The following is an 18,070-nucleotide window of genomic DNA, read 5'->3' as shown; positions in this document are numbered from 1 at the left end:
ACAAATAACCGTGTCACCTGAGTGTTCTGGGCAGGATATAAAATTAATTTGTCAACAGTTTTAGTTAATGAATTAGAAATAAGTTGATTAGCCTATTTAGTCATCTAAAAGAAAGGATTGTAGCATTCAAAGAGTTGGCTCTTTGGTACAATCAGGTTGAAAAGGCAAGTTTCGATTCATTCAATACAATTGCCAGAACGATTCAGAACCATTATGAGAAAATCCTGAACTTATTTGAGAACAGAAGTACCAATGCATCAGAAGAATCATTCAACGCAAAAGTCAAAGCATTAAGAAACCGGTTTAGAGGTGTAAGAAATATTACTTTCTTCCTCTTTAGACTCCCCAGGATTTATGCTTAGTCCCCAACTTTTTAGCTTGAGCCCAAAATTCCTGCTTGTGCAAATCTTATGCAAATAAAAAAAAGCACTTACAAGATTTTCTCGTAAGTGCTTGATTATCAGTGTGGGAGTTACAGGATTCGAACCTGTGACCCTCTGCTTGTAAGGCAGATGCTCTGAACCAGCTGAGCTAAACTCCCATATCCCCGTTGTGATTTGGGACTGCAAAGGTGCAGGTTTGTTTTTAATTATCCAAATCCTCGCCAAAAAAAAGTTTAAAAATTTTAATTTTCTTTATAAAATTATATTTCATATTTATTTTGTTTAAAAATGGCCGGGTGTTCAATCACGTCAGTTTTTATTGCCGTCAAAAAAGTACTTATTTTTATCAAAATATTATTTGAAGACTCCGCCCCTAAAACATAATTTTGTAGCTTACCATTTCAACCTTTAATCTTATGGCTCTTGAGCAAACCTGGCGTTGGTTCGGCCCAAATGACCCCGTGAGTTTGTCAGATGTGAAACAGGCAGGAGCAACGGGAATCGTATCTGCTCTGCATCATATTCCTAACGGACAAGTCTGGACAAAATCTGAAATTGAAATCCGAAAAACAGAAATAGAAAAACATGGGCTTAAGTGGTCGGTGGTAGAAAGTGTACCTGTGCATGAAGATATCAAGAAGGCTTCCGGCAATTACAAGCAGTATATCGAAAACTACAAAGAGAGCCTTGCTAATCTGGCCGCTTGCGGTATTGATACGGTTTGCTACAATTTCATGCCGATACTGGATTGGACCCGCACCGACCTCGACTTCCCGATGCCCGACGGCTCAACAGCCCTGAGATTCGACATGACCGAGTTCTGCGCTTTTGAGGTGTATATCCTTAAAAGGCCCAATGCCGAACGGTCTTATTCAGAGAGTCAGCTGCAAAAAGCCAAAGAATGGTTTGATAAAGCCGGCGATGCAGATATTCATCGTCTTACCAGAAATATCATTGCCGGGCTGCCGGGCAGTGAAGAAAGCTTCACGATTGATGCTTTCCGCGATACACTTGATACCTACAAGTATGTGGGCGAGGCAGAACTCCGCAAGAATCTGTATAGCTTCATCCAGGCCATTACTCCGGTGGCCGAAGAAAACGGTGTCTTATTATCTATTCACCCGGACGACCCTCCGTATCCGATTTTAGGTTTACCACGTGTGGTGAGTACTGAAGCTGACGCTAAACAACTGCTGGCAGCAGCCGAGAGCAAATACAATGGCTTGTGTTTTTGTACAGGCAGCTATGGCGTAAGAGCCGATAACGACCTGGTGGGTATGGTAGAAAGATTGGGTAACAGAGTAAACTTTATCCATCTGCGAGCAACCAAACGGGATGCCGAAGGAAACTTTTATGAAGCAGACCACCTGGCTGGTGATGTTGATATGTATGGCGTAATGAAAGCCCTGCTTACCGAGCAAAAAAGAAGAATAAACGAGGGCAGACAAGACATAAGGCTGCCATTCAGACCTGACCACGGCCATAAAATGCTTGACGACCTGAACGCAGCTAAACGTACCAATCCCGGCTATACTGCCATTGGCCGTTTGCGTGGCCTGGCTGAGTTAAGAGGCCTTGAATTAGGAATTATTCGTTCTTCGTTCAGTAACTAATATTGCTTACCTTTGTTGGGTATTGCAGATAATTAAAGATTTTAAAAAGATTCAGCACAAATACAGATGCCTAAAATAGTTACATTCGGTGAGATACTCCTACGGTTATCAACTCCCAATTTCCAGAAAATTGAGCAGGCTCAATCATTCAATGCTACCTTTGGCGGCACTGAAATGAATGTGGGGGCCTCGTTGGTAAAGTTCGGTTTTGATGCCACCCACGTTACCTGTTTTCCTAACAACCTGATGGGGCAAAAAGCGAAGGCGTATCTGCGTTTTTTAGGCATTGATACCACTCATGTTAAACTGGAAGGAGATCGTGTAGGCGTATTCTTTCTGGAAACAGGTGCCGTAATGCGCGCCAGCCAGATTGTTTACGACCGCATGGACTCTGCCTTTGCCAATCTTGACCCGAGCTGGTTTAACTGGGAAGAGATTCTGCAAGGCGCCGATTGGTTTCACTGGTGTGGTATTACTCCTGCTTTGTCAGAAGGAGCAGCTATTGCTTGCCTGGAGGCCGTTAAAACCGCCAAAAAGCTGGGTATCACGGTTTCGTCTGATATTTATTACCGCAGCAACTTATGGAAGTATGGCAAAACGCCGCAGGATATTCTGCCTGAACTGGCCTCGTACTCTGATATTATACTGGCCAGCCGTAAGAATATAGAAGAGATTTTCTCGTTGAAAGTAACGGCCGAGAAGGGCAAGTTTGTAGAGGCTTGTAAACTACTGATGGAGAATTATCCGAATGTGAAAAAGGTGATAGATACGGACCGCGTGCAGGTGAGTGCATCACACAACCAATACAATGCAAAAATGTGGAATGGTGAAGAGTTGATAGAAACCGATTATCAGGATATTACCCACATTGTAGACAGAATAGGAACCGGTGATGCCTTTTTAGGTGGATTTATATACGGTCAACTGGTATTACAAGACGACCTGAAATCGCTGCAATTCGGAGTAGCCGCAGGAGCCCTGAAACATACCATTGAGGGAGACCAGAATCTGGTAACAGTGCCGGAAGTTGAAGCCGTTATGAGTGGCGACAAATCTGGTCGATTGAAAAGATAATAAAATTTACATCAGTAATTTGAGTTACAGGTATGGCACGATTCGATAAAAACACAACTTTAGCGCAGGTTAGCGCCACAGGCCTTGTTCCATTGTTTACGCATAACGACCTCGACATTTGTCTTGGTGTATTAAGGGCATGCTATCAGGGAGGCGTACGTGTGTTTGAGTTTACGAACCGTACCGAAAATTCATTTAATAATTTTAAAGAGCTTGTCAGCATTGCAGAGACCGAAATGCCCGAGATGATTCTGGGGATTGGTACTATCTATGATGCGGCTACGGCAAAAAAATATATTGAAATAGGCACCAATTTTATTGTGGCACCTATTATGAACCCCGAAGTTGGGGCCGTTTGTGTAGAAGCGGGGATACCCTGGATGCCGGGCGTAATGACCGTTACCGAAATTTACAACGCCCGCCAGGCCGGAGCCGCATTTATCAAGATATTCCCCGGCGAGGTTTTGGGGCCTGCATTTGTAAAAGCTCTTAAAGCCCCGATGCCTGATGTACAGGTAATGGTTACCGGAGGCGTTTCACCAACCGCCGAAAGCCTGAAAACCTGGTTTGGCGCGGGTGCAACAGCCGTTGGTATCGGTTCTCAACTGGTGCCAAAAGAAGTGCTGGCAACCAAAGATTTTGCCCAGGTTACCAGCATTGTTGCCAATGCACTACAGATTATTAAAGAAGTTAAGGCCTGAAATTGCGTTGTATTTTATTTTCTGAAACATTTTGCGTGGTGAACGTAAAAATATATCTTTGCGCCATCAAATTTTAAAGTCCATGTCGGTGACCGCTCAGGTTCGCTATATGCGAACATCCAATTTTCTTCTGGTTTTTTGCTAAAGTTATCTTCATAACTTACGGTAATACTATACTCATTTTTTTCTTTTACTTTTTTCTATTTTATATCTCTCAATGGGGGTATATGGTAGTGAAACGGCAATAAAATTTTTTTTCATGCGGAAATTTTTCAAATTACTGATACAAGCCATACGTGGCGAAGAACAAAATTATACAGAGCTAAACATTAACAGGGCAATCTTTCTGTTATCGGTACCCATGATACTGGAAATGGTGGGCGAGTCGCTCTTTGCTATTGTTGATGCCTTTTTTGTGGCCCGTTACGTGGGTGTTGAAGGGGTGGCAACGGTAGGGCTTACCGAGTCTGTGCTTACACTGATTTATTCGGTAGCCATTGGTTTAAGCACAGCGGCTACGGCCATTGTGGCGCGCCGTGTGGGCGAAGGCAACAAAAAAGGGGCCGGTGTGGCTATGGCGCAGGTAATTATTATTTCGTTGATATTTGGTGTAGCAGTGGGTATTTTGGGCTTTACTTTTGCAGAAGACATCTTACGTTTAATGGGAGGTGACGCCCATCTGATTGAAAAGGGGGCAGGCTTTACCCGGATAATTTTTGCCAGTAGCCCGTCTATCATACTTTTGTATACCTTAAGTGGCGCACTACGCGGCGCAGGCGATGCCTCAACGGCCATGAGATCAATCATTCTGGCCAATTTTATTAATATTGGCATGGATACTCTGCTGATTCCCGTTCTTGGCTTTGGCGTAGAGGGGGCAGCCATAGCTACCAGTATCGGCCGTACCATTGGGGTAATTTATCAGCTATATGCCATTTTTAAAGGCAATGGTAATATGCAGATTGACAGAGATCAGTTTAAACCTAATACTGAAATTATCCGAAGTCTGATTAATATCGCCGCCGGCGGTACAGGCCAATTTCTGATACAATCGGCCAGCTGGATTTTCCTGACCCGTATTCTTTCAAGTTTTGGAAGCGATGTTGTGGCAGGTTATACCATAGCCATACGTATTATTGTATTTACCATTTTACCTTCCTGGGGTATGTCTAACGCGGCTTCTACCCTGGTAGGGCAGAATCTGGGAGCAGGGAAACCCGATAGGGCAGAGAAATCTGTCTGGCGAACTGCGCTTTATAATATGGGTTTTCTGCTTCTGGTAGGCATCATTTTCTCGGTTTTTGCACGAGAGTTTATCGGAATCTTCAATGATAACCCGAAGGTAATAGAAGTAGGCGTTTTATGTTTGCAGATTATTTGTCTGGGGTATGTGTTCTTTGGTTTTGGAATGGTTATCGGGCAGTCATTAAACGGAGCCGGCGATACCAAAACGCCCACTATCATGAACCTGATTTGCTTCTGGGCGCTTGAAATACCTCTGGCTTATCTTTTTGCAATTACTTTCAAATGGGGGCCATCGGGGGTTTTCTGGTCAATTGCCATCAGCGAATCCGTCCTGGCAGTAATTGCCATCTTTGTATTCAGAAGAGGCAAATGGAAAACCATGCAGGTGTAGTACGAGTGCCCGTCGGCAGGCGGGCATTTGTTTTTTATAAGATTAATTACCCGGTAATTTTGTTTTTTATTGCTTTAACCCGGGGCGTATTGCCTTCAGCTACTGCTTTTTAATCTAATCCTTAGTTTTATCACTGTATCTTTCCGAACTTTGCTGCCTTTAAAATTGTACTATTTAGAAATTCACGGCGGTAGCCGATGTGTGCTCAATGAAGAATTACCTCAGATTACTTTCATACGCTCGTCCATTAGGAAACTTCATCGTTCCTTTTCTTATAACCTCCCTGTTGGCAAGTGTTTTCGGCGTATTGAATTTTACATTGTTAATACCCCTCTTAAAAGTTCTTTTTAACCAGGTAAGCCCTGAGGAGATGAAGGGTATGCTGAAGCCACCCATTGGCATCAACCCCATCCAGCAGTTTAATTTTTTCTTTGCCACTTTCCTGAAAGAAAACGGTAAGCAGGGCGCTTTACAGTTTGTATGTGGTACCGTGGGTGTTACCATAGTTTTGTCAAACATTTTTAAGTACATCAGTGTCAGGCTCCTCGAAAACTTCAAGTCTAATATGGTGGCCAACCTGCGGCAGGCCGTATTCAGCAAGGCCATTCATCTGCATCTGGGCTTTTTTAGCAACGAACGTAAGGGGAATCTGATATCACGTATTGTAACCGATGTACAAGAGGTTGAAAACTCAATTGCCAATACCTTCTCGGCTGCTACCAAAGAGTTCTTCCTGTTTTTGTCGTATATAGTAACTTTGTTTGCCATTTCGTGGAATCTCACACTCTTTGCGTTATTGGTTATTCCGGTTTCAGGTATTTTTATTTCTACGCTGGTAAAGAAAATGAAGCACAATGCAGGTGAAGGCCAGAAAAGACTGAGTAATTTAATTAGCCTGATGGACGAGGTGTTTGGCGGCATGCGCGTGGTAAAAGGCTTTGTGGCCGAAAACTTTGTAACAAACAAATTTAAAGAAGAAAACCAGGCTTATCGTAAATCAATTTTTAGTTTGGCTTCCAGAAGAGAGATGGCCTCACCGTTTTCTGAAATCATGGGGGTTTTTGTAGTAATAGGTATTTTATTATATGGGGGGTCATTGATTCTATCAAACGAATCGACACTTGAAGCAGCAGAGTTTATAACCTACATTGGCATTTTTTCTCAGGTTATGCGTCCGGCTAAAGAAATATCCAATGCCTTTAGTTCAGCACAAAGAGGTTTGGCGTCAGGTGAAAGAGTATTGAACCTGATTGACAGCCACTCGGAAGTAGTGAATGATAAAAACCCGGTTGATATAACAGATTTCAACGAGAGCGTAACATTCAGGAATGTAGACTTTTCGTATGATGGTACGGTTCAGGTATTGAAGAACATCAATTTTGGCTTGTCAAAAGGTAAAACCATTGCCTTGGTTGGCTCATCGGGTGGGGGTAAGTCTACCATTGCCGATTTAGTGCCAAGATTCTACGACCCTACAGCCGGGGAAATACTCATTGACGGGCTGTCTCTAAAACATGTATCGCAGCAGTCGCTTCGTGGATTAATGGGCATAGTAACACAGGAAGCCGTTTTATTTAATGATAGCATTTTTAATAACATTGCTTTCGGAAAAACAGTTACAGAGGCAGAAGTATTACAAGCGGCCCGAATAGCCAATGCACATGATTTTATAATACAGCAACCGGAGGGTTACCAGACTGTAATTGGCGACAGAGGCACCAAACTTTCGGGCGGGCAACGCCAGCGATTGTCAATTGCCAGAGCTATTCTGCAGAACCCGCCCATACTGATTCTGGACGAGGCCACCTCGGCCTTAGATACAGAATCAGAAAAACTGGTGCAGGATGCCCTCACGAAGCTGATGCAGAACCGCACTACACTGGTTATTGCGCATAGATTAAGCACCATACAAAGTGCCGACGAGATTCTGGTAGTGCATAAAGGCGAAATTATTGAAAGAGGCAGCCATGAAGAATTGTTGAAAATTGAGAACGGATTTTATAAGAAACTGAGTTTGTTACAGACACTTTAAAGCCATGATTCGGAAGGATATGCTCGTGAAGGCTGCTAATTACTGCGCTTATCAGGAACGCACACAAGCAGAAGTGCGTGAGCGCTTGCAGCAATGGGGCGTGTTTGGAGACGAAGCCGAAGAAATAATTGTGTATCTGATAGAAGAGAATTACCTGAACGAAGGCCGTTTTGCCAAAATATTTGCCGGAGGCAAGTTCAGAGTTAAACACTGGGGCAGAAAAAAGATACTGCATGAACTGAAAGCCCGGAAATTATCGCCCCACGCCATCAGAGAGGCTATGGCTGAAATTGAAGACAATGACTATCTGGCTACGCTCAATGAGCTGATTTCTAAGAAACGGCACGAACTACGAACCGAAAAACACCCACAGATACTGAAACAAAAGCTGGCACGCTTCGCCATAGGCAAAGGTTATGAAAGTGATTTGGTTTGGGAGGTAATAAACAAATCTATGGCTTCTTAAATTTGAGGAGGCTGTCATTTACCGGATGACAGACCCTCAAATTTAACGTTCTGCCAGTTTCTATTGTTTTGTTAAAACTAGTCTGGTTGAACTGCTAGTGCCACCCGATGTGGTGGTTTCCAGCCAGTCCATCTGGTTACCTTTAAAAGTAACATCCATATTCAGAATAATGGTCGAGCCATCCAGAATGGTAATTTTCCCGTTCTTTACTTCGTATTTTTTTCCGTCTACATTCCCCACAAAGTCATTTACCACTGCCTTACATTCGGTTGGCACATTTGCTGATATAAAACCATCAGACTTGAAAGTAATTTCAATTTTAGCAAAGCAGGGATAACCGGCTACTATTAAACCAAAGTTATCAACTTCGGCTGCATTGCCAGATTTCGTATAAACGGCTGTAAACTTCCATCTTCCTTCTATACCCGTACTTTGCCCCGTTGGCTCATCTTTTTTAGAACAATTAGTTACTGCAAACAAAACTGTAGCCAAAACCAACAATACCGCTACTCTGCGAAATACTGAAATATTCATTAATAATGGTCTTTTAGTGAGTAAAAACGTTTTAATCTGTCAATTAACGAAAAAATACCAAAACGTAGTCTCTTAATCGGCTTAATAATTCCCTTTCATTAATGTTAAACAGACGGGTCTCACTATTATTTTCTTCCGTTTCGTTCATGTTTTCTTGATGCTTTTGTATATTACTTATCTATTTGTAAAGTGGACCTGCAAACGGGTTTCAAAAGGTTTAAGACAATCAATAGTTGTATTGACATCATCACATGAAAAAGATTTTCATTTATCTGGTTTTTATCCAGGTTTTTATAGCTGCCTGCAACAACGGCAATGAGAAATCCACCTCGCCTGCGTATAAATCTTTAACTGAGGCTGTATATGCCTCGGGGAATATCTACCCGAAAAATGAATACAGGCTTACAGCCAATGCCGATGGCTTTCTGATTCGTCAGACTGCATTTGAAGGAGACCTGGTTACCAGGAACCAATTGATTTTTCAGTTGGAAAGTGTCTCTCAGGATGCCCGTCTGGAAGCAGCTGGCAATATTCTGCGTCAGTCAGAGACTAACTACGGTGCCAATTCTCCGGTACTGGCAGAACTCACCTCTCAGCTACAGAGCGCCCGAACCAAACTGGCGAATGACTCTGTAAATTATTTTCGTCAGAAAGAATTATATGACCGCAACGCTACCACCCGCGTTGAATATGAACGGGCTGAGTTGGCGTATCAGACCTCTAAAACAGAAATTACCACTCGCCAGAAAGCATTGCAAAGAACCCGAAGCCAGTTATATGTAGACCTACAGAACTCGCAGTCAAACTTCAGAGTAAATGCACGTGAAGGCGATAATTACCGAATAAAAACCTTTGAGGCAGGCAAGATTTACGAGATTTACAAAAAACAGGGAGAACTGGTGCGCAGAGGAGAACAAATAGCATTAATAGGCGATGCCAATGAAATTTATGCCCAACTGGCCATTGATGAAGGTGATTTTTCAAAAGTAAAACCCGGGCAGGAGGTACTGGTGAAAATTGACGTGTACAAGAACAAAGTATTTAAAGCAAGGGTAACGAAACTTTACCCCAAGCTTAATAAAGCCGACCAGACCTTCAGGGTAGATGCGGAATTTGTTGGTGAAAAACCCAACGCCTATTATGGTATGACACTAGAGGGCAACATTATTATCTCTCAGAACCCGCGGGTGCTCACTATTCCGAAAACCTATCTTGTTGGTAATGACTCGGTCTGGATTGAGGAAAACGGCGACAAAAAGAAAGTAAAGATTACCAAAGGCGTAGAAAACCTTGACCTGGTAGAGGTGAAAGGCGGGCTGAACGAAAAATCAATTGTGACAACTGGTAATTAACAGCTATTGATATTTAAAGCAAATACGATGGATTTAAAAATATCTTTTCAAATAGCAAAAACGCATTTGCTTACCAAAAAGAAACAAACCCTGATAGCCATGCTGGGGGTAACGTTTGGTATCGCCATGTTTATTGTCATGATTTCGTTTATTAAGGGTGTCAACAAGTTTCTGGAAGACTCCGCCCTTGATGCCACGCCTCATGTAAGAATCTATAAAGAGATAACCAGTAACCACCCCAGCCTGATAGACGAGGTAAATCCGGGGGCATTTAATGTAATACATCACCAGCTACCCAAAAACGAACTGGCCAATATTAAAAGCGGATTGCAGATTGTGGCGAATATTGAAAAAGACCCGGCAGTGTTGGGAGTTTCGCCGCAGATAAGCTCACAGGTGTTTTTTAATAAAGGACCAATCCCGGTTTCAGGGCAGATATCAGGCGTTGAAATTCTGAAGGAAGATAAAATCTACAATATCAGAAAACGGATTAAGTCTGGTAGTATGGATGATTTGTTGTCAAACCCGAACGGAATTCTGATGGGTACCATTCTGGCGCGTAATCTGAACGTGAAAGTAGGCGACAAACTGACAGTAACCACGCCTACAGGAAATCTGAAGCTGGTTAAGGTGGTGGGTGTCTATGGCTTTGGTATTCAGACCGTTGACGGCGTGAAATGCTATGCTAATATGTCTATGGTGCAGGAAATACTGCAAAAAGATAAAAGTTATGTGACCGACATCCACATAAAAATGAAAGACTCTCAGGCAGCTCTTGACTACGCCAAAGTGTTGAAAACACAATATGGCTATAAAACCCAGGACTGGGCCGAGGCCAACTCGGCCTTTATGTCGGGCGATAAAATCAGAAATGCCATGGTTATTATTGTATCAATAACCCTGCTGGTGGTGGCCGGATTTGGTATCTACAACATTATGAATATGAATGTAGTAAACAAAATGAAAGACATTGCCATTCTGAAAGCCACCGGATTTGGCGGCAAAGATATTGTGGCAGTGTTTCTTATTCAATCTATAATCATTGGGGTTTTAGGTGCGCTTTTAGGCATAATCATTGGGTTTGGTTTAAGTTATTTGTTATCTAAGACACCATTTGATGCGGGTGATTTTCTGGATGTGAAGACCTTCCCGGTTATTTTCAATATCAAATATTACATCATGGGTTTAGGGTTTGGTGTAATAACCACTATCCTGGCGGGGTATTTCCCGGCCAGAAAAGCCGCAAAAATTGACCCCGTGGCTATTTTGAGAGGGTAGGTTTATTGTTCTGATTTTTTAAATTCCCTCGGGCAACAGTCGCTCATTTTTCACGGAGGGGAAACTTAATAAGGAAGCCAAAAGAAAATGAAAGTTCTGTCAGCTAATCATATCAACAAATACTTTTATGAACCTGAAAAATTTCAGGTACTTAAAAACATATCCTTCGATGCCGAGAAAGGTGAGTTTCTTTCTTTGATTGGTAAGTCGGGCTGCGGTAAATCTACTCTGCTGTACATACTTTCTACGATGGATACCGATTATGAGGGAGACCTTGAAATGAATGGTGAGCGTCTGACGGGCAAAACACAAGACCAACTGGCGGCCTTCCGTAACGAACACCTGGGGTTTGTATTTCAGTTTCATTTCCTGCTGCCAGAGTTTACCGTATTACAGAACGTAATGTTGCCCGCTCTTAAACTTGGCAAGTATTCGTCTAAAGAAGTACAAGAAAGGGCCTATCAGAAACTTAAACTGGTAGATATGCAAGACCACGCGCTTAAACAGTCATCTAAACTTTCAGGAGGGCAACAGCAGCGGGTAGCCATTGCACGTGCGCTGATTAATGACCCCACCATTGTAATGGGCGATGAACCCACCGGTAACCTTGACAAGAAAAACTCAGAGGTTGTGTTTAATATCTTCAAGCAGATTGCCCATGAGAACCATCAGACCATTATTACTGTAACTCATGACCCCGACTTTGCCAAAGGCAGCGACAGGATTATTGAGATGTCAGACGGGCAGATTCTGAGAAGTCATAAAAGTTCATGAGCAAAAGGAATAAAATCATAGCGTTAATAGTAATACTGATGGTGAGCGGCTCAACGTTTATCAGATGGTATGTTTTTGAAATAGATGCCCAGACAAATGTTTTGCTTTCTTTAATATCCAGCTTTGTGTTGTTTTCAACGGTTGTATTTTTCAGAAAGTTATATGCGTATTTCGACAAAGTACTACCTTATGATGAAGGAGTTTTTAAGCGCCTGATTCCACAGATTCTTATTACATTTGTTTTTCTTAATTTACTTACAAGGCTGGTGTTGTATCTCGGCATTGAGATATTCAGAATTGAGAAATTCCGCTTTCTGGTTCGTAGCGAGCTCACACACCTGGCACGGGTAACAGGTACAGTTACGCAGGTACTGGCAGTTGGATTATTGAATCTGACACACTTTACCTACTACTCTATTCAGAAATGGCAGGAGAATCAGCTAAGAGCAAGTAATCTGGAAAAAGAGAAATCGCAGGTACAGTTTGATAACCTGAAAAACCAGCTGAACCCACATTTTCTTTTTAACAGTCTTACCTCTCTCGACTCCCTGATTCAGGACGACCCGGCTTTAGCCAGAGAGTTTTTGCAGCAATTGTCAAAGGTATTCAGGTATGTACTTAAAAGTAAAGAGAAGGGGTTGGTAAGCCTGGAAACCGAGCTTGGGTTTATAAAAAACTATGTAAGTTTATTGAAAACCCGTTTCGCCGATGCACTGGTTATTGTTTTTGATATAGCTGATGATACGCTCGACTTACAAATTACCCCCGTTACTTTACAAATTCTGATAGAAAACGCAACGAAGCACAATATAATTAATGAAAGTAATCCGCTAAGAATTGAAATTAAAACTGAGGGTGATGTGCTTTCTATAAGTAATAATCTACAAAGAAAGAAACAGCTGGAGACATCAAACGGCCAGGGGCTGATTAACCTGCAGACACTTTATGGTTTTTTAAGTAACAGAGAAATTACAGTTACAGAAACAGACCAGTATTTTACGGTTACTATACCTTTGATTTGATATGAATATTCTGATAATTGAGGATGAACCTCTGGTAGCGAGAAACCTGGCCAATCTGGTAAAAGAACTTGAACCCACAGCTACTTTATTAGCCACAATAGGTAGTGTAAAAGAGGCCATAAAATGGTTTGAAACGCATCAGGCTCCTGATATTATTCTGTCTGACATACAGCTATCAGATGGGGTTAGCTTTGATTTCTTTCATGAGGCAGAAATCAGTTGCCCTATTATTTTTACTACAGCTTATGATGAATACGCCATCAGAGCCTTTAAGTTAAACAGTATTGATTATTTGCTGAAACCCATTGATAAAGAAGAACTCAGAACTGCCTTTGAGAAATTTAAAAGAAACAGCGGTGTTGTAAAGCCCGATAGTTATCATGAACAACTGGAAAATCTGTTAACCGATTTGAAGTCGAAGGTTTTAAGTCAGAAATATAAAACGCGCTTTACCGCCCACCACCAACGTAGCATTGTGGCCGTTGCCGATAACAAGATTGCCTGTTTTTACAGAGATGAGGTTATCTGGTTGCAGGCATTCGGTGAAAAAGATACTCAAAGGCTGATAACTGACTATAATTCGTTAGATGAGGTTGAGGAGTTATTGAATCCTAATGATTTCTTCCGCGCTAACAGGCAATTTATTGTTAATAAAATGGCCATAGAAAGCTATAGAACGCACTTTACAGGCAAAATAGAACTAAAATTGCAGGTGCCAACTAAAGAAGAGATTGTAATAAGTAAAGAAAAAGCACATCAGTTTAGAGGCTGGTTTGAGCAAGGCTAAACCATCAGCAAACGCCAGATACCTGAAATCAAAAGAAAGACAAGACAAAACGGCGTAAGCACTTTCCATGAAAGGTGCATCAGTTGGTCTACGCGCAAACGCGGGAGGGTCCATCGCAACCACATCTGAACAAAAATCAGCAGATAAGACTTAGATAACAACCAGAAAGCCCCCCAGAGGTTACCAGACCAATGCCCTGGCTCTCCGCTTGTCCAGCTTGCCAGCTCAATCGGGCCGATATTAGGGAAAGGCGTATTCCAGCCACCTAAAAAAAGTATAACCCCAAGTATCGACACCAGCAGCATCATGGCGTATTCTGAGAGCATCATGATTGCCCACCTGAACCCTGAATATTCGGTATGAAAACCTGATATCAATTCTGATTCTGCCTCGGGCAGGTCAAAGGGTGCCCGGTTGCTTTCAGCCAGAGAGGCTATGAAGTAAATAACAAAAACAATAATCAAAAACGGATTACGGAATACATTCCAGGTCAGAAAACCACCTACTGTGCTTGTTTCAACGCCCAAAGCCTTAATGCCAAACAAATAGTTTTTCTCGTCCCAGAAAATACCCTGCTGAAAACTGATTTCCTGTAAATCGAGCGTCTGGGTAATTAATATCACGCAAAGTACAGATAGCCCCAGGGGTACTTCATAAGAGATAATCTGTGCTACCGAGCGCATGGCTCCCAGTAATGAATATTTGTTGTTAGAGGCCCAACCTGCCATCAGAATAGCCAGAATATCTAAAGAAACAACAGCTAGCAAAAGAAAGACCCCGGTTTTAGTACCTGAGCCGGGCATACCAGCCGAAAGCGGGAAAACTGCAAAGCCTGCAAAAACCACCATAAACAGCATGATAGGGGCAAACTTAAACAAATTACGATCGGCATTGGCAGGGGTAATGTCTTCTTTCTGTATCAGTTTCAGTAAGTCGGCAATGAGCTGCAAAAGCCCCCATTTGCCTACTTCCATAGGGCCTAGGCGGTCTTGTATAAAAGCAGAAACCTTACGCTCGAGATAAACCCCGACCACCACATTGGTAAAAACAATAGCAAGAAATATAGCGAGCGTAAGGAGCATTTAGTAGCAATAATTAAAATTCAGCACTCTTAGGTGTTCTCGGGAACGCAATTACATCACGAATGTTGGTCATGCCGGTTACAAACAGAACCAGACGTTCAAACCCTAAGCCAAACCCTGCATGCGGAGCAGAACCAAACTTACGGGTCTCCAGATACCACCAGATGTTTTCAGGGTCTATGCCTACTTCTTTCACGCGGGTTACCAGTTTTTCGTAGTCGTCTTCACGTTGAGAGCCTCCGATTATTTCACCAATTCCCGGAAACAATACGTCCATTGCTCTCACAGTCTTACCATCGGCATCCTGTTTCATATAGAATGCCTTGATTTCACGTGGATAGTTGGTCAGAATAACCGGTTTTTTAAAGTGTTTTTCTACCAGATAACGCTCGTGTTCCGATTGCAAATCGATACCCCATTCAACCGGATACTGGAATTTCTTCTCTTTATGCGCTTTTGATTTCAACAGAATATCAATTGCCTCGGTATAAGTTAAACGTTCAAACTGATTGTCAACCACAAAACGCAGTTTTTCAATCAACGACATCGGGCTGCGCTCGTTCTGTGGCTTGTTTTTCTCTTCTTCCAACAAACGTTTTTCTAAGAAAGCCAGATCATCGGCACAGTTTTCCAATGCGTATTGAATCACATTTTGCACAAAATCTTCTGCCAGTGTCATGTTGTCTTCCAGTTCATAGAAGGCAACTTCCGGCTCAATCATCCAGAACTCAGCCAGGTGGCGGGTGGTGTTAGAGTTTTCGGCACGGAAGGTTGGCCCGAAAGTGTAAATTTTCGAAAGTGCCAGCGCGCCCAATTCTCCTTCCAACTGGCCCGATACCGTTAAGCTGGTTTCGCGGCCAAAGAAATCTTCTTTATAGTCAATATCTCCCGTTTCTGTTTTAGGAGGATTTTTAATATCAAGCGTTGTTACATGAAACATTTCACCGGCACCCTCGGCATCAGACGCCGTAATGATGGGCGTATGCAGGTAAAAGAAGCCTTTATCGTTAAAATATTTATGAATGGCGAAGGCCAGCGCATGACGAATACGGAATACGGCTCCGAAGGTATTAGTACGGAAGCGCAGGTGAGCTTTTTCGCGCAGAAACTCCATTGAGTGGCGTTTGGGTTGCATCGGAAAAGTCTCGTCGGCTGTGCCGTAAACTTCTATTTTTTCTGCTTGTACTTCTACAGCCTGTCCTGAACCCACCGAGGCAATCAGTTTTCCGGTTATGGCCACGCAGGCTCCGGTAGTAACCAGCTTAAGCGTTTCTTCATTAATTGTATTTCCTTCTACTACTGCCTGAATATTATGGATGGTAGAACCGTCATTAATTGCTATAAATGTTACGGCTGCCTGCCCCCTCTTTGTACGCACCCAGCCTTTTACCGTTACTTCTTGTTGTACAGGTGTCTGTGTAAGTATTTCTTTGATTTGCATAAAAATAAAATCTTGTAATGAACCGCAAAAATAGATAAAAATAGCTAGTTATACGTGGCATTTGTAGAAATAAAAACAAATTGTTGTATTAGTAATTAAACAGATTGTGTAACTTAGTTTCAATAAATTAGAAATAGAGATGGTGCTTGAGACAACTAAAAAGACAGCCAAGAATAAAATACCTGAAGAATTCATCTATGAAGTAATGGATGGAGAGCCGGTTTATTATAAAGGCTATAAGGAGGCTGTAAAAAAACAACTTAATGCTGAAGAAATAATGGGTAGCAGTTCACTACAATCTGAGTTGGTTAACTTTATACTTGAGATTATTCATATTTTTTATGATAAGAAAAAATACAGAATACATACGAATGAATCAGGTTTGAAGTTAGGATACAAAGATACCCTGGCAGGAGATATTCTGGTTTATGATAAACAGGTGCTTACACCAGATAAAATCACTACGAAATACTCAGATGTACCACCCAAATATATAATAGAAGTTGATACGAACGCCGATTTGAGTGAAACAAGCTTCATGGAATATCTTACACGCAAAACCGGAAAGCTATTTGAATTTGGTGTAGAGAAAGTTTTTTGGGTTGTTACGGCAACTCAACAGGTGATAGTGACTTCACCCAACGAAGACTGGCTGATTAAAGATTGGAATAAGGATGTAGAGCTTTTTGATGGCATTAATATTAATATCGGGAAGTATCTGGAAGAAGAAGGAATAAAGCTCTGATTGAAAATTCCCCTTTAGGGGCTAGGGGTACATACATATTCACGCAGGAGATACCAAAATGATACCTCCTGCTCATTTACTCTTCATTTTTTTTGCTCTTTTTACGTTTTTTCAGAGCATCGTTCAAGATGTACTCTATCTGTCCGTTCAGGCTTCTGAATTCCTCTGCCGACCACTTCTCCAGTTCTTTCAGCACATCAGGACTGATTCTTAATACAAATGCTTTTTTTTCGTTGGCCATCAGTTATACAGGGTTCCGGTATTTACCACGGGGCTCACAGATTTTTCACCACACAAAACTACCAATAAATTGCTTACCATAGCGGCTTTACGTTCTTCATCCAGATGTACAATCTCTTTTTCTGACAATCTGGCCAAAGCCATTTCTACCATACCTACGGCACCTTCAACAATTTGCTTACGGGCAGCTACCACTGCGGTTGCCTGTTGGCGTTGCAACATGGCGCCTGCAATTTCAGGGGCATAAGACAGGTGGCTTATACGCGCCTCTATTACCTCAACACCGGCCTGGGCAATGCGCTCGTTCAGTTCTTTTTCCAACATTTCGTTGATTTTCCCCGAGCCATCGCGAAGGGTAATGTTGGCGCTTTCGTCTTCTATGTTATCATAGGCATAAGAGCTGGCAAGGTGCCGCACGGCGGCTTCTGACTGAATATCCACAAATTTAAGATAGTCATCTACTTCAAAAACAGCCTTTGCTGTGTCGCTCACCCGCCATACCACTACGGCTGCAATTTCTATGGGGTTGCCCATTTTGTCGTTTACTTTCAGCTTTTGTCCGTTCAGGTTTCTGGCACGCAGGCTTATTTTCTTACGACGAAACAACGGATTCACCCAGCGCAGCCCATTCTGTTTCATTGTACCCATGTAGTCGCCAAAGAACGTAGTAACGGCTGCTTCGTTAGGATTAATTACCGTTAAGCCAATAATAAGAATAAAGCCAGCCAGACCAACGATAATAGCCAGCAAGGGTGCATAGGTAAAAAAGGTGAAGAAGGGTACTATCATTAAAAGTAATCCACCTAACAGCAGCAGGTATCCGGATTGCGAGTAAAGTTCTTTCTCTTTCATAAGGGGTTTTTGTTTGATATTAAAATGATATCACAAAGATATTGAAATGCCTGACATT

At 42.2% G+C, this 18,070-nt stretch carries 18 protein-coding genes and 1 tRNA gene; 13 read left to right on the top strand and 6 right to left on the bottom strand.

Annotated features, from left to right (window positions below):
• Positions 1–83 precede the first annotated feature (83 nt).
• A complete protein-coding gene (locus C0V77_RS01795; RefSeq protein ID WP_158237861.1) occupies positions 84–362 on the top strand; it encodes a transposase in 279 nt (92 codons plus the stop codon).
• Between the two features lie 104 nt (positions 363–466).
• Here C0V77_RS01795 and C0V77_RS01790 read toward each other — a convergent pair.
• Positions 467–541: transfer RNA gene (locus C0V77_RS01790), tRNA-Val, on the bottom strand.
• A 258-nt stretch (positions 542–799) separates the two neighbouring features.
• Here C0V77_RS01790 and uxuA point away from each other — a divergent pair.
• The 6 genes from uxuA to C0V77_RS01760 all read left to right on the top strand — a co-directional run bounded on the left by uxuA (position 800) and on the right by C0V77_RS01760 (position 7,905).
• Positions 800–1,996: a mannonate dehydratase gene (gene uxuA, locus C0V77_RS01785; protein ID WP_101724589.1), complete on the top strand. Its 1,197-nt coding sequence runs from the start codon at positions 800–802 to the stop codon at positions 1,994–1,996.
• A 66-nt stretch (positions 1,997–2,062) separates the two neighbouring features.
• Positions 2,063–3,070, top strand: a complete 1,008-nt coding sequence (locus C0V77_RS01780; RefSeq protein WP_101724588.1) for a sugar kinase — start codon at positions 2,063–2,065, stop codon at positions 3,068–3,070.
• 32 nt (positions 3,071–3,102) lie between these two features.
• Positions 3,103–3,771 carry a bifunctional 4-hydroxy-2-oxoglutarate aldolase/2-dehydro-3-deoxy-phosphogluconate aldolase gene (locus C0V77_RS01775; protein WP_101724587.1) on the top strand — a complete coding sequence of 223 codons (669 nt, stop codon included), beginning with the start codon at positions 3,103–3,105 and terminating at the stop codon, positions 3,769–3,771.
• A gap of 259 nt (positions 3,772–4,030) precedes the next feature.
• Positions 4,031–5,407: an MATE family efflux transporter gene (locus C0V77_RS01770; protein WP_101724586.1), complete on the top strand. Its 1,377-nt coding sequence runs from the start codon at positions 4,031–4,033 to the stop codon at positions 5,405–5,407.
• A 208-nt stretch (positions 5,408–5,615) separates the two neighbouring features.
• Positions 5,616–7,439, top strand: coding sequence for an ABC transporter ATP-binding protein (locus C0V77_RS01765; protein WP_101724585.1), 1,824 nt, complete (start codon positions 5,616–5,618; stop codon positions 7,437–7,439).
• 4 nt (positions 7,440–7,443) lie between these two features.
• A complete protein-coding gene (locus C0V77_RS01760) occupies positions 7,444–7,905 on the top strand; it encodes a regulatory protein RecX (RefSeq protein WP_101724584.1) in 462 nt (153 codons plus the stop codon).
• A 60-nt stretch (positions 7,906–7,965) separates the two neighbouring features.
• Here the strand turns inward: C0V77_RS01760 and C0V77_RS01755 are convergent, their stop codons facing one another.
• Positions 7,966–8,439, bottom strand: a complete 474-nt coding sequence (locus tag C0V77_RS01755) for a lipocalin family protein (protein ID WP_101724583.1) — start codon at positions 8,437–8,439, stop codon at positions 7,966–7,968.
• A 251-nt stretch (positions 8,440–8,690) separates the two neighbouring features.
• Between C0V77_RS01755 and C0V77_RS01750 the strand changes: the two genes are divergently transcribed.
• The 5 genes from C0V77_RS01750 to C0V77_RS01730 all read left to right on the top strand — a co-directional run bounded on the left by C0V77_RS01750 (position 8,691) and on the right by C0V77_RS01730 (position 13,652).
• A complete protein-coding gene (locus C0V77_RS01750; RefSeq protein ID WP_101724582.1) occupies positions 8,691–9,791 on the top strand; it encodes an efflux RND transporter periplasmic adaptor subunit in 1,101 nt (366 codons plus the stop codon).
• Between the two features lie 27 nt (positions 9,792–9,818).
• Positions 9,819–11,069, top strand: coding sequence for an ABC transporter permease (locus C0V77_RS01745; protein WP_101724581.1), 1,251 nt, complete (start codon positions 9,819–9,821; stop codon positions 11,067–11,069).
• A gap of 87 nt (positions 11,070–11,156) precedes the next feature.
• Positions 11,157–11,843, top strand: a complete 687-nt coding sequence (locus tag C0V77_RS01740; RefSeq protein WP_101724580.1) for an ABC transporter ATP-binding protein — start codon at positions 11,157–11,159, stop codon at positions 11,841–11,843.
• Positions 11,840–12,865 carry a sensor histidine kinase gene (locus C0V77_RS01735; RefSeq protein WP_229236176.1) on the top strand — a complete coding sequence of 342 codons (1,026 nt, stop codon included), beginning with the start codon at positions 11,840–11,842 and terminating at the stop codon, positions 12,863–12,865. The genes C0V77_RS01740 and C0V77_RS01735 overlap by 4 nt, the downstream gene beginning before the upstream one ends.
• Before the next feature lies 1 nt (position 12,866).
• Positions 12,867–13,652, top strand: a complete 786-nt coding sequence (locus tag C0V77_RS01730; protein WP_101724579.1) for a LytTR family DNA-binding domain-containing protein — start codon at positions 12,867–12,869, stop codon at positions 13,650–13,652.
• Here C0V77_RS01730 and C0V77_RS01725 read toward each other — a convergent pair.
• Together C0V77_RS01725 and asnS are read right to left on the bottom strand one after the other, a co-directional pair.
• A complete protein-coding gene (locus C0V77_RS01725; RefSeq protein ID WP_101724578.1) occupies positions 13,649–14,734 on the bottom strand; it encodes a complex I subunit 1 family protein in 1,086 nt (361 codons plus the stop codon). The genes C0V77_RS01730 and C0V77_RS01725 overlap by 4 nt on opposite strands.
• A gap of 13 nt (positions 14,735–14,747) precedes the next feature.
• Positions 14,748–16,175 (bottom strand): asparagine--tRNA ligase, encoded by a 1,428-nt coding sequence (gene asnS / locus C0V77_RS01720; protein ID WP_101724577.1) that lies wholly within the window; start codon positions 16,173–16,175, stop codon positions 14,748–14,750.
• A 139-nt stretch (positions 16,176–16,314) separates the two neighbouring features.
• Between asnS and C0V77_RS01715 the strand changes: the two genes are divergently transcribed.
• Positions 16,315–16,920, top strand: coding sequence for a hypothetical protein (locus tag C0V77_RS01715; protein ID WP_101724576.1), 606 nt, complete (start codon positions 16,315–16,317; stop codon positions 16,918–16,920).
• Positions 16,921–16,996: 76 nt separating this feature from the next.
• On the opposite strand, the gene C0V77_RS22910 is transcribed toward C0V77_RS01715, so the two are convergent.
• Entirely contained in the window at positions 16,997–17,161 is a 165-nt protein-coding gene (locus tag C0V77_RS22910) for an Arc family DNA-binding protein (protein WP_143705986.1), read from the bottom strand.
• Positions 17,161–18,012, bottom strand: a complete 852-nt coding sequence (locus C0V77_RS01710) for an SPFH domain-containing protein (RefSeq protein WP_101724575.1) — start codon at positions 18,010–18,012, stop codon at positions 17,161–17,163. Before C0V77_RS01710 ends, C0V77_RS22910 begins: the two co-directional genes overlap by 1 nt.
• Positions 18,013–18,070 lie beyond the last annotated feature (58 nt).

The sequence above is a fragment of the Emticicia sp. TH156 genome (assembly GCF_002855535.1).
GTDB lineage: Bacteria > Bacteroidota > Bacteroidia > Cytophagales > Spirosomataceae > Emticicia > Emticicia fluvialis.
This window is presented reverse-complemented; position numbering and strand designations above follow the sequence as displayed.